Source organism: Flavobacterium aquiphilum, from assembly GCF_027111335.1.
In the GTDB taxonomy this organism is placed as follows: Bacteria; Bacteroidota; Bacteroidia; order Flavobacteriales; family Flavobacteriaceae; genus Flavobacterium; species Flavobacterium aquiphilum.
This window is the reverse complement of sequence record NZ_CP114288.1, coordinates 2,690,175-2,703,524: the sequence shown is the minus strand read 5'-3', so window position 1 is coordinate 2,703,524 and position 13,350 is coordinate 2,690,175. Positions and strand designations below refer to the sequence as shown.

8 protein-coding genes are annotated in these 13,350 nt (G+C 34.0%); all 8 read right to left on the bottom strand.

Annotation, left to right across the window (positions count from 1 at the left end; genetic code table 11):
* Positions 1-117: 117 nt before the first annotated feature.
* The gene (locus OZP12_RS11130) at positions 118-1,635 is read right to left on the bottom strand and encodes a PH domain-containing protein (protein WP_281225051.1); all 1,518 of its coding nucleotides are present in this window, start codon (positions 1,633-1,635) and stop codon (positions 118-120) included.
* On the bottom strand, positions 1,635-2,150 hold the full coding sequence (locus tag OZP12_RS11125) for a PH domain-containing protein (RefSeq protein WP_281225050.1): 516 nt from the start codon (positions 2,148-2,150) through the stop codon (positions 1,635-1,637). The genes OZP12_RS11130 and OZP12_RS11125 overlap by 1 nt, the downstream gene beginning before the upstream one ends.
* 104 nt (positions 2,151-2,254) lie before the next feature.
* Positions 2,255-3,085, bottom strand: coding sequence for a 1,4-dihydroxy-2-naphthoyl-CoA synthase (locus tag OZP12_RS11120; RefSeq protein WP_281225049.1), 831 nt, complete (start codon positions 3,083-3,085; stop codon positions 2,255-2,257).
* Positions 3,086-3,400: 315 nt separating this feature from the next.
* The gene (locus OZP12_RS11115) at positions 3,401-3,835 is read right to left on the bottom strand and encodes a PepSY-like domain-containing protein (protein WP_281225048.1); all 435 of its coding nucleotides are present in this window, start codon (positions 3,833-3,835) and stop codon (positions 3,401-3,403) included.
* A gap of 76 nt (positions 3,836-3,911) precedes the next feature.
* Positions 3,912-6,140, bottom strand: a complete 2,229-nt coding sequence (locus OZP12_RS11110; RefSeq protein ID WP_281225046.1) for an OmpA family protein — start codon at positions 6,138-6,140, stop codon at positions 3,912-3,914.
* Positions 6,141-6,151: 11 nt separating this feature from the next.
* The gene (locus OZP12_RS11105) at positions 6,152-7,087 is read right to left on the bottom strand and encodes a PorP/SprF family type IX secretion system membrane protein (protein ID WP_281225045.1); all 936 of its coding nucleotides are present in this window, start codon (positions 7,085-7,087) and stop codon (positions 6,152-6,154) included.
* 79 nt (positions 7,088-7,166) lie between these two features.
* Positions 7,167-10,664: a gliding motility-associated C-terminal domain-containing protein gene (locus OZP12_RS11100; protein WP_281225043.1), complete on the bottom strand. Its 3,498-nt coding sequence runs from the start codon at positions 10,662-10,664 to the stop codon at positions 7,167-7,169.
* Positions 10,665-10,854: 190 nt separating this feature from the next.
* Entirely contained in the window at positions 10,855-12,639 is a 1,785-nt protein-coding gene (rpsA, locus tag OZP12_RS11095) for a 30S ribosomal protein S1 (RefSeq protein WP_281225042.1), read from the bottom strand.
* Between the last annotated feature and the right edge of the window lie 711 nt (positions 12,640-13,350).

The window sequence follows — 13,350 nt, the reverse complement described above, 5'->3', positions numbered from 1 at the left end:
TAAAATAGTTTAAGGTGTAAAAGTTAAAACAAACACCACAATTTTATTTTCTACTTCAATTCTCTCTATTCTATTTTCTAACTTCTATTCTCTAACCTCTATTTTCTAACTTCGTCACTACATCCAATTACTATCGGAAGTTTCCATTTCGAACAACCAAAGATTGACGTATTGCTTTATTGCCGTAAAATTACCCAAATGAAAACTAATATTCCCACCTGCGGTATGTAAAGTTAAGGATCCGATATTGATATTTTTGTGCCAAAACAACTGCGAAGTTGTAATCGCCTGAATTTTATTGGGTAAAATGATTTTATTGGTAACATCCCATGCACCACTTTGAAGGATTATAAAGTCGTTATTAATGAATAATCGGTTATTTTTGAATATAAAAAATTGAATAATTCCTATAAAAACAACATATAGCGATACAAAGTAGTCAGTCATTGGCAGTTGTTCTATTATCAAATCCCTAATAAAATAAAAGCCTAACAACGGTAATCCAATAGTCAGAAAAACTGAAAAACCAAGCTTTCTAAAATTAGGTTTTAGCATCACTCCTTTTTCGGGGATTTTTTTAAATAATAATTTCAGAATTTCGTTTTTTTCTAATTTATTACAACCCGGAATTTCAATATGCTGCTTGTGATCTTCCCTTTCCCCACCTGTAGCTTGTTTAATTTTCAGGTGCAAAATATCCATTTTCTTTTGGAAAAAATTCTGAGTAACGCTTGTAATTTGAACTTTTTCAGGTTTTATGATAGTGCTTTTAGTATTCAACAAACCATAAGAAAGCAGTAATGAACCTTTTTGCTTTGCTATTTTATAATCAAAAAAAGTAAAAATAGTTCTAACCAAATTAACAATGATAACAGTCAAAAAGAAAAGAATAAACAAAATCAGAAATGCTGTTGCAATCTGACCGCTATCAACATAATCCTCAATATTTTGATCGTGTAAAACATCTTTTCCAGTAATTTGTTTGATGTGATCAAAAAGCGAAATAAAAAATGCCAAAAGCACAAGAAAGCTTTTTACATAATTTGAGGTAATTCCGAATTTCAACAAACTAAAAAAACTGATTTTTATAAAAGGAATTTCACTATCAATCGATTTTTCATCGATAAATTCATGTGAATCAATTACGTCAGCAACATCAATCGCCTTTTTATTTTCATTATCCAACAAGCGAGCTTTGAGATCCAATGCCAATTCGTGTGAAATCGCCTTGATACTACCTTCGGTTTTATTGGAACCTGCGGTATCAACGACCAATTCATAAACACCAATCAATCTTTGAATAAATGACTGATTGATATTTACCTGCTGAATTTTAAAAAGCTGAATGGTTGTTTTAGTTTTATTAAAGACACCTTCGGTAATAATGAATTCGTCATTATCCTGATCGATGTAAAAAGTAAAGTTTAAATATTTTAAATAGGAAATGATTCCAATAATTGTAAAAACGGCCAAAATACCGCCAAACAAATAGCCTCTGTTAATTTCATTGAATTTAACAATCCAAATGATCAAAATAGGCCACAAAGCCTTGGCATATTCTTGAAGGGAATAGAAAAACATCACCAAAATCCCCACAATGGACTGTCGTTGTGGCTGATTAAAATCGGCACTCATTATAGTTGTTTTTGAATTTTCCCCATCAACAGTTGTTTGATATTCTCAGCCTGTTCTTTTTTAATTCCGGGAATCATTATATCACTAGAACTACCTCCCGCAGTGAATATTTCAATTTTCGCTAAGCCGAATATGCGCGAAATCAAGCCTTCATGCAAAGAAACATGTTGTACTCTGTTATAGGGAATTACTAGAGTATTAGTAGCAATTATTCCATGTCGAAATAATACATCATGATTTCGAAAAGCAAACCCTTTTTTCTTGAAGCTCAATCTCGAAAAGAAAATCACGATCACTAATAAGACCAAGTAAACAATGCTGAATTCAAAAATAAACGGGGTTAATTCCTCATTGAACAACAATACAATCCCTGCTCCAATTCCAACAATCAAAAAGAATGTAGTAAGCGAAACCAAAATCACTTTCCAATAATCAGGGTGCAAAACAGAGAATTTAACTTCTTCATATTTTGGTAATTGGGTCGTATCTATTGTTTCATTTATGAAATTTTCCATCTGTACATTTTATTTCAAGTTCAAAGTTTCAAGTTACAGGCTCATTTGAAACCTAAAACCTGAAACTTTTAAAACTTTCAAACACTTAAACCTTTAGAGATTTTTTAAGGCAACCATTTTTTTTCAAAATTTGGTTTACGTTTTTCAAGAAACGCGTTTCTTCCTTCTTTGGCTTCTTCAGTCATATAAGCAAGTCTCGTCGCTTCACCGGCAAAAACTTGTTGTCCCACCATACCGTCATCCGTTAAATTCATGGCAAATTTCAACATTTTGATCGAAGTAGGCGATTTAGCCAAAACCTCTTGTGCCCATTGATAAGCAGTCTCTTCCAACTCATCATGAGGAATAACAGCATTGACCATACCCATTTCAAAAGCCTCCTGAGCAGAATAATTACGTCCCAAGAAGAAAATTTCACGGGCTTTTTTCTGTCCAACCATTTTGGCAAGATAAGCAGATCCGTATCCTCCATCAAAACTTGTAACATCAGCATCTGTCTGTTTAAAAATAGCATGCTCTTTACTCGCCAAAGTCATATCACAAACCACGTGCAAACTATGTCCGCCTCCTACTGCCCAACCGGGAACGACCGCAATAACCACTTTCGGCATAAAACGAATCAATCGCTGAACTTCAAGAATATTCAATCGATGTTGTCCATCATCACCCACATAACCTTGGTGTCCACGGGCATTTTGATCACCACCACTGCAAAAAGAATACACTCCATCCTTAGTCGATGGCCCTTCTGCGGAAAGCAAAACCACCCCTATCGAAGTATCCTCTTGCGCATCATAAAAAGCTTGGTATAATTCTGATGTAGTTTTAGGTCTAAAAGCATTGCGTACATTGGGTCTGTTAAATGCAATTCGCGCAACACCATTGCATTTTTTATAGGTTATATCTTCAAATTCTTTGGCGGTTATCCAATCCATTCTATTTACTTTTAAATTATTTTAATGTAAAATTAAGTCATTTTTTATACTTCTAAAATAGAAAAACAATTTATGAACATCTTTACTGATAAATAAAACCAAAAATATCCTTTTATTCAAAAAAGTTTTGGGCGGAACCCCATTGTAAAAAGGGGCTAATTCAGCAACCGCTCATTTACCACTTTCCATAATGCAGTCGGGCTATTCTTGATCTCGACAATAAGACTCTCCTAAAAATTCTTTTTGAATAATTTTAATCAAAACATAAAAAACCCCAATACTGCTTAAAAATATTGGGATTTTTTATGTTCAAAACTAAGTCCTTCTCCCCTTTTTTATCATTCCATCTTTGGTGAATTTCAAAGCAATATTGTGTGTCAAATTCACTTCAAGGTTTTCGTGTCCGTAATCAATACGAGTTATTTTTTCTTTTGGATACTTTTTTGTCACGTATTTAAGAACTGATTTCGGAATAAATCCGGTTGGAATAGGTTTGTTACCACCGTTAACTTCTCGGTATGATCCGTCTTTCCAAAATTCTACATGCATTCCGTTTTTGAGCTTTACTATATAACCTTTTTCGCCATTTTCTCTGTCCTTTTTTGCAATAATAACAGGATAGCTACTGAAATAAGTATTTAGAAATTCCTGTGAACTGGCAGGTAATTTTTCATAATCTATTCTTCTTTGAGCAAAAGTCGATAGTGTAAACACCAGCACTAAACTTATAAAGATTATTTTCGTTTTCATGGGACTTTTTTTTTAGCTGTACTAATTTACGACAAGAAAACGGCAATCAAATCAATTTATAAAAGCTTTAATTATTTTACAAATTCTTAATCACAAATTCACTTCTTCTGTTTAATTCGTGCTGTTCTTCGTCACAGGAATCTTCAGGAATACATTTTACAATAGGCACAGATTCTCCATATCCTTTGGCAAAAATTCTACTTTTGGAGATTCCTTGTTCCAAAATATAAGTTCGAGTTGCATCAGCTCTTTTTTGAGAAAGATTCGCGTTGAATTTTGCATTACCACGATTGTCTGTGTGAGAACCAATTTCTACAACCATGTTTGGATATTTGTTCATTAATTCAACAACACGATTCAGTATTTTTTTGGATTCTTTTCTGATATACCACATATTGTAATCAAAATAAATAGGATCGGTTTTGATGATTAATCGATCTTTATCTTTAACCACATCTTTCTCGGCTGCCACAATAGCCGCTATTTTTTCTTTTTTCTTGGCTTCAGCGATTTCTCTTTCTTTTTTGTCAGCAGCCAGTTTGTCTTTTTTCATTTGTTCTTTAGCTTCCAAATCTGCTAATCTTTTAGCTTCAAGAGCAATAGCGTCGTCTTTTTTCTTTTGCTTCAAGGCAATTGCATCGGCTTTCTTTTTTTGTTCCAATGCAGCTAATTCAGCAGCTTTCAATTGTTGGGCAATAAGTAAATCGGCAGCTGCTTTTTTCTCCAAAGCGATTTGCTCTTCTTTTTTGATAATTTCGAGAGAGCGAATTTCCATAGAGCCGTCATTCGATTTATTCCTTTCTGCAGAAATACGCAATGATTTTGTGTTCTCGGTATAATTTTCTTTGGTCGCAAAAAGAGAATAATTAGATTCGCATGGAATCGTAAAACTAAATTTTCCGTCAGCAGTCGTGCTTACTTTTTCAAGCTCCTGATTGGTTCCACTTTTTAAGATTACAACAGCATTTTCTAATGCTACGTGCGAATCAGTATCAATTATTATACCAGCAATATATTGTTTGCAATCTTCTATAAGTAATTCTTTGGTTTCTTTCAATGAGTAAATATCATCCTTTCCTTTACCTCCCGGCCTATCCGAAGAAAAATAACCTTCCTTGGTGTCAGCATCGATATAAAAGGCAAAATCGTCGTAACTTGAGTTTACAGGAAGCCCAACATTCACTGCTTTAGAATAGGAATTGCCCTGAATATTTGAAACAAAAATATCCAAAGCTCCATAGCCTTCATGCCCATTTGAAGAAAAATATAATTTATTGTCGTTGGACACAAATGGAAATTGTTCTCTTTTAGGAGTGTTTATTTTATCTCCCAAATTAACGGGTTTACCATAAGTATTACCATCTATTGAAACACTGAAGATATCGAAAGATCCCAATGTTCCCGGCATATCAGATGCGAAATACAATGTTTTTTCATCCGGACTCAAAGCAGGATGTTCAACGGAATAATCAGGGCTGTTGAATGACAGTGCTGTAATATTGGCCCATTTATCTTTTACAAACTCAGCTCTGAAAATTTGAATATTTGATATTTTGTCTGCATTTTTCGCTCTGCTGCCGTTGTGTGAATTGTTTCGGGTAAAATACATGAATTTACCATCTTTTGTAAATATGGCATTCGATTCATGCATGGGTGATTTCAAATCTTTCAAAAAATAATTAACAATGGAATCATTCGCTTTCATCTTTTTCAATGGGATACTGACTAAGTTGAGATAGGACTCATTATTCCATTTGTAGGTTTTATCAAACAGATTGGGTTTCTTTTTGACTGCTGCAAATACTAAATTATCATTAAAAACAACTGCACCAAACTCTGAATTTACTGTGTTTATGGCTAAATTTTGGATATTAAATCTATCGCCGATTGCACTGATATTTTTTAAAATTTTGATGTCACTGTCTAATTTTTCAATTGCCTTTGTATTGTTAGAAGCCTGATAAAACTTTCGCATAATGTCATTTGCTTCATTATATTTTCCTTTTGCTTTCAATGTTTGGGCGTATCGAAAATAATATTCTTCATTAAGTTCTTTGCCTTTACTTTGGAATAAAAGAGAATACAATTCCTGGGCTTTGTCATAGTTATTAGTGAAATAATAACAATCACCTAAATTTTGAAGTATTTCTTCAGATTGGTTTTTCTCGCTAATTTTTTCGTACAACGGTATGGCATAACTATAGTAGGTTTTGTTAAACAATTGGTTTGCCCTTTGTAAATCCTGCTGCTGAGCTTTCGCAAATTGGATTGAAAATACGAGTAAGAGTATATATATTCTGTTCATTTTTTACTTTTTTAAAAAAACCTAGGTGATCTGTCGTATCCTTTGCCCAATAAATCCAAGTTGTACAACAATACAATTTCATGTGAACCGGAACTGAATTGACTTAAATTGGAAGTGATATAATCATAAGAATATCCAATCCTTAAACTCGGACTTACATTAACATTCATCAATAGACTTACAGAATCATCAAATCGATAAGCTGCCCCAAGTTCGAATTTTTCATTATACAAAACATTGGCGGTTAAATCTACCGATACGGGAGCTCCTTTTACAAAAATAGCCATTGCCGCTGGTTTTAATTTGAAGGATTCATTAATATCAAAAACATAACCTCCGGTTAAATAGGTGTGTATTTCTTGTTTGCCAAAGGAATTTGTAGTAGGCCTTATATTGATATGATCTATCGAAAGCAGGTTTGGTGCAGAAAGCCCGATGTAATAATTATCAGTGAAATAATAGGCTCCTACTCCAATATTGGGTATGCTCTCGTTTATGTTTTCTGCAAATGCTTCATCTGTAGAAATATCACCGCTGTTCAATTGAAAACCATTAAAATTTGTACTTATTGATGAAAAACCAGCTTTTAGTCCAAGTGAAAGTTTATGTCTTTCATTCATTTGAACGACATAGGCAAAATCAGCAAAGAAATTAGTTTCTTTTTTAGCGCCATTTCCTATATTATCTGAAACCAGAGAGAAGCCAGTTTCAATTTTTTCATTAATCGGGGTGTGTGCAAATAAAGTCAAGGTTTTTGGCGCACCTTCAATTCCAGCCCATTGGTAACGATATAAACTTCCTAAATTAAGTATTGCTGGAGTTGCTGTTGCATAAGCAGGATTTACCACACTCATATTGTTCATGTATTGAGTGAAATGCGGATCTTGTTGGGCTGTTGCCTTTAGTATAGAAAGGAAAAAAAACACTAGAAGTATTATTTTTTTCATATATATAAAAGTTGTTTTTAATATCATTATTTTTTACTTCGCTAATTCGCTTCTGTGATTATTAGGATTCAGGAATGAATTATCGGTTTAGATAAAGTTGACCTTGTTTTGGAGGCTGATTATTTTTATTATAATTGATTATATAGAAATAAACACCTGTAGGAGCATCTCCGCTGATAAAGCTTGAATTGGAATTTTTTCCATCCCACGCTGGTTTGTTGATATCTCCTTTGAATAGTATGTTCCCGTATCTATTAAAAATTTCCAAGGTGTAATTTGGAAAGGAAAATTCGATATCAACAATTTGAAAAGTATCATTTACACCATCACCGTTTGGAGAAAATCCATCAGGAATTTTTACTCCATCAGGTGTAACATTACAATCGGTTAATGAAACGGTTACTGATAATGGACTGGAATAACATTTGGTTGTTGTATCGTAATCAAGTCCATAATAAGTTACTCCTTCTTGAAGCAAATGCGTGTTAGGAAATAGAGTTCCGTTTGTAACAGCATCATACCAAGCTAAATTTGCCGAGGCGGTTGTATTGTTGGATAAATTTAAAATTGTTGGTTTATTTATTCCGCAAAATTGATCGCCATTTGGTTTCAAAACGGGAATTTGAACAGAATTTACTTGGACACTTATAGTGGTTGCCTGTGATTCGCAACTTGTAGTCGAATTGACTCCTTTGATGTAATATTTTCCAGTTGTTAAAGGTGTATTTAATGGTAAAGGAGTTGTACTTGTGGCAGAATTATACCAATTGTATTGATTTCCGCTTGGGACCAAACTAGCTACGGTTGCATTGTCTATTTCACAAAAAGCCTGATTATTTGCGACAGGTTTGTTTGGGACAGAAGTTACCGTAAAATCAACTTTGATGTTTACTGGCAATGGACAACCGGTTACTGTGTTAGTTATATCGGTCATTGTAAAAGTCGTTAATCCAAGGTTGACAATGTCAGTTTCTGAAACAACAAAACTAGTATCTCCATTAACTACTGTTAATGGAATAGTTTGTAAAGGAACCGAGTTAGCCCCTGTTAGGGAATAATTAATATTAATTGCGGTTAAATTTCCTAAGCCGGATAATTTTATGGTTGCTGGCTGACCTTGACAAGTATTTTTGATCGTAACTACTAATTTACTTATATCGGGTAAAGGATTTACTGTAAAGGATTTACTAAGAGAAACAGAACTAGAGCAGCCTGTAATAGGATTGGTGATTTTTGTTATTGCAACTGTGCTTGTACCTACATTTGGAACTAAATTTTTTGGAATAATAAACGAACCAAATTTATTTGCAACAGTTAATACTGCGGGTACTGCATTAGCAATATTACTGCCACTCAAATTATAAAGAACATCATAATTACCATTGGCAACATTAGAATTAGTCAAATCTACTTTTACTTCAAAACTTTGACAAACAGCTGCAATACTTACAGTAGCGCCATCGATTTGAGGAGTAGGATTATTTTGTACAGCGATCATTTTCAACCCCGATTCACAACCAGTTATTGCACTTACCTCTTTTACAAAGTAATTCCCGGTAACTAAAGGTGTAGTACTTACCAAAGGAACAGTACTTGTGGCTGAATCAAACCATCGGTATTGACTGCCTTTAGGTTGCAAACTGGCTACCGTTGGGTTGTCAGAAGAGCAAAAAATTTGATCATTTGCAGTAGGAATGTTTGGCGCAATAGTTACTGTAAAATTAGTTTTTTTGTTGAGCGCCAGAGAACAGCCAGTTAAGTCATTTACGATATTAGTTATAGTGAAATTAGTTATCCCCGGATTTGTAACATCGGCTGTTGGGATATCAAAACTGGTTTGCCCAGAGACTACTGTTAATGGAATAGTTTTAGAATTAACTGTGTTTGCCCCTGAAATATCATATGTAATACTAACGTTTGTCAATGTTCCTAAACCTGCTAATTTTATGTTTGCTGGTTGCCCTTGACATATATCTTTTATAGTTACTGTCAAGTTTGTCATATCCAATGATGGATTTACAACGAAATTTTGTTTGAGAGTTGATGTACTTGTACAACCGGTTATAGAATTAGTAATCTTTACAATTGAAATTGTTGTAGTACCAACTTTAGGAATCAAAAGACTTGGGATATTAAATGTTGCTAATCCTCCTGTTACAGCAAGACTGGCAGGCACACCATTGATTAGATTGCTGCCACTTAAATTATAAATAATATCATAATTTCCATCAGACAGATTGGATGTGCCTGAAAAATTGACTATTGCATCAAAGGTTTGACAAACCGGAGGAATAGTAAGTGTAGCTGAATTAATTTTGGGATTTGGATAAATATGCAATACATCTTGAATTGCACCAATTATATTAGGGCAGTTAACGGGATTAGCTATAAATGTAATATTTGTAATACTTATTGTGTAGTCTCTAACTTGTTGAAAATTTGATGTAGGTATTGGAAATACTAGCATACCACTGGAAAAATTTTGTCTTGTTCTGTAACCAGAACCAACTCCAGATATAGAATAGGTAACTTCGTATTGACCATCTGCAATAACTTCCGTTCCTTGTGTCAAAATTCCCGTATAGTTTGTTGTAGTCATATAATTTTCACAAATATCCGGGGTTACCGTTAAAGTTGCACCAGTGAAATCCAGTTGTTTTCCTATAGATATAAATACAGTTGATGATTTGCTGGAACAAACAGTATTGTTAGAACTTACGGTATATGTAAAAGAATAAACTCCAGCGCCTTTGGTATTGTAAATATTTTGGATATCTATAGTACTGTCAGTAGGACCACTTATTTCAGAAGTCGTTGTTTCGCTCCAAATCCCACCGGGATCTGCTCCACTTATTCTTGAATTTAGGTCAACGCCAGTATAACCAGATACTTGATCGGAACATAATGATAAATTAGAAGGTGTTCCAGGTTTTGGAGAGCGATATATAGCTACGTAAACTTTGGAAGGAGGAGGTGCCGGACATGAGCCGATCGCACCAATAGAATAAGTATAAGAATAATTATCATCAGGAACCGGGATTGAAGCATTTAGTGTTCCTGTTATTGTATTTAGCCCTCCTGAGTTATCATCATCATGCCAGGTGCCATTAATTTGAGGAGATACACTAGGGATTCCTTCAAAAACCTGAAACAGATTATATGCTGTTTCCGAACTACAAATTGAAGCAGTTGGAGCAGGAATTCCGGTATATCCTCCTATTGTTACAGTTACAGTGGCGGTATTGTCTATACAGCCGGAAACTCCAGTAACAGTGTAGGTGTAATGATAGATACCACTTCTCTTGATTTGCTGAGCATTTAAAACACCAGTAGTTTTATTTAATCCCCCTGAGTTATCATCATCATTCCATGTTCCACCTGCAGTTGGTGTGCCTCCTAATTGGGAATACAAATTGACGGTTTTACTACTTGGATTTGCAATATCACAAACTGTAAGCATTACATTGTCATTTCCAGCACATTGTGCATTGACTTCTTTTGAGTAAAAAAAGAGAATGAAAACTGCGAGAAAAGAATAAAATGAAAATGAAGTAGGAAAATGTAATTTTGGAACCATAAATTATTTGATTTATTCAAAATTAAACATTTTCACACAAATTATAATGTTTTTAACAATTAATCGAATTTTATCGGTTTTTATCGCTGGTTGTTTATGTAAAATTAAAAATTATGTACAGTATTTAGGCTGATTAATAAAAAAAAGCCCCGCAAATTGCGAGGCTTTCTATATTCAAAAATCTAAAGAATTATTTTTTCTCTGATTTTTCCATTTTAGCTTTTAATGCAGCTAATACATCATTGTTATCTCCTAATGTTGCAGCAGGTGCATTAGTATTATTAGAAGAAGTGGATGAAGTATTTTCAGTTGCAGCTTTCACGTTTTTCTCTTCTTCTTCACGGAAGATAGCAGTGTGAGAAGCAACTACTCTTTTGAATTCTTTGTTGAACTCAATAACTTTGAAGTCAGCAGTATCACCTTTTTTCAATTTTTTACCGTCTTCTTTTTCAAGGTGACGAGTAGGAATGAAAGCAACAATATCTTCACCGAATTCTACAGTAGCTCCTTTGTCAACGATTTCAGAAATCTCTCCTGAGTGGATAGTTCCAACAGCGAAAGAATCTTCGTATTGATCCCAAGGATTAGCAGTAGTTTGTTTGTGACCTAAAGATAATTTACGTCCTTCAACATCTAATTCTAATACTACTACATCAAGTTTTTCACCAACATTTACAAATTCAGACGGGTGTTTGATTTTCTTAGTCCAAGAAAGGTCAGAGATGTAGATTAATCCATCGATTCCTTCTTCTAATTCTACGAAAATTCCAAAGTTTGTAAAGTTTCTAACAATACCTGTGTGTTTAGAACCAACTGGGTATTTAGCAGTGATATCAGTCCAAGGATCTTGAGTCAATTGTTTGATACCCAAAGACATTTTACGGTCTTCTCTGTCTAATGTTAATACAACAGCTTCAACAACATCTCCAACTTTTACGAAATCTTGAGCAGAACGTAAGTGAGTTGACCATGACATTTCAGAAACGTGGATTAAACCTTCAACACCTTCAGCAACTTCGATAAATGCACCGTAATCAGCGATTACAACTACTTTACCGCTTACTTTGTCACCAATTTTCAAATCAGCGTTCAAAGCATCCCATGGGTGAGCGTTCAATTGTTTCAATCCTAATTGAATTCTTGTTTTCTCATCATCGAAATCAAGGATTACAACATTTAATTTTTGGTCTAACTCAAGAACTTCGCTTGGGTGGTTGATTCTTGACCAAGAAAGGTCAGTAATGTGGATCAATCCGTCAACACCACCTAAGTCAATGAATACACCGTATGAAGTGATGTTTTTAACAACACCTTCCAATACTTGTCCTTTTTGTAATTGACCGATAATTTCTTTTTTCTGTACTTCGATGTCAGCTTCAATAAGCGCTTTATGAGATACAACAACGTTTTTGAATTCGTGGTTGATTTTTACCACTTTGAATTCCATCATTTTGTTAACATATACATCGTAATCTCTGATTGGCTTAACGTCAATTTGAGATCCTGGTAAGAATGCTTCAATTCCGAAAACATCAACGATCATACCACCTTTAGTTCTGCATTTTACAAAACCATTAACGATTTCTCCTGTTTCGTTTGCAGCAATAACTCTATCCCATGATTTGATAGTACGTGCTTTTCTGTGTGATAATACCAATTGACCTGTTTTGTCCTCACGGATGTCAATTAATACTTCAACTTTGTCACCTACTTTTAAAGCTGGGTTATAACGGAATTCGTTCAATGAAATAACACCTTCCGATTTTGCGTTGATATCAACGATAACGTCTCTATCTGTAATTCTCACAACTACTCCCTCTACTACTTCTTCTTGGTCAGTAGCGATAAAAGTTTTTGATACTAGTTCTTCGAATTCCAACAAGTTTTTCTCATCTACTGCATCGATACCTTCTTCAAAGTTATGCCAGTTGAAATTTGCTAAAAACTCTTCTTGTGATTTTAATTGTTCAGACATGCTGATAAAAAATTTGTATTCTGTTTTTTCTCGAGTTTCTCCATGCGAAAGAAAAATACAGAAGTTGTTTTACTTTAATTATTTGATACCTAAAGGAAACTCTTATTCGTCAAAAGGTCTGCAAAATTAATTCTTTTTTCTGAACTGACAAAACAAAACACGCATGATTATCAGTCAATTGTTTTAGGAGCAGAAAATTTTGTTTTTATTTGAAGTGTAGTCCCGCTTTTCGTTGCAATCTTGTGAACCGAACCCCGGTCCACAAGGATTTTCATTACAATCGGGGCTAGTTTAGAAGTTTTGTATTTCAGGAGAAATAATAGTTCAGACAAGTTCTTGAGAAATTTTGTCATTCCGACAAACTTTATGGAGATTTAATCCGTGTTACCTGTTTCGCAAAGTCTTCTAGATTTTGCGAAGCAGGGAATGTTTTGTTCATGCCCACAATTATAATTAACTCAGATAGAATTAAAAAAAATGCCAGTTCTTACTTATTTTATAAGCACGAGGATGTTTAAATTATTAGTTGTATTAGCCCGCATAAAAGCATAATGCCGATTAGTATTAATGTTATTCCTCCTATATAGCCTCCAACAGTATGAGCAGGAAAAGTTTTGTTTGGGTTTTTATGTGCATATACTATAAAAAAAATCCCAACAATAATTAATCCGGCAGATTTTAGTAAATTCATTGTGTTTCTTTCTATTGAGA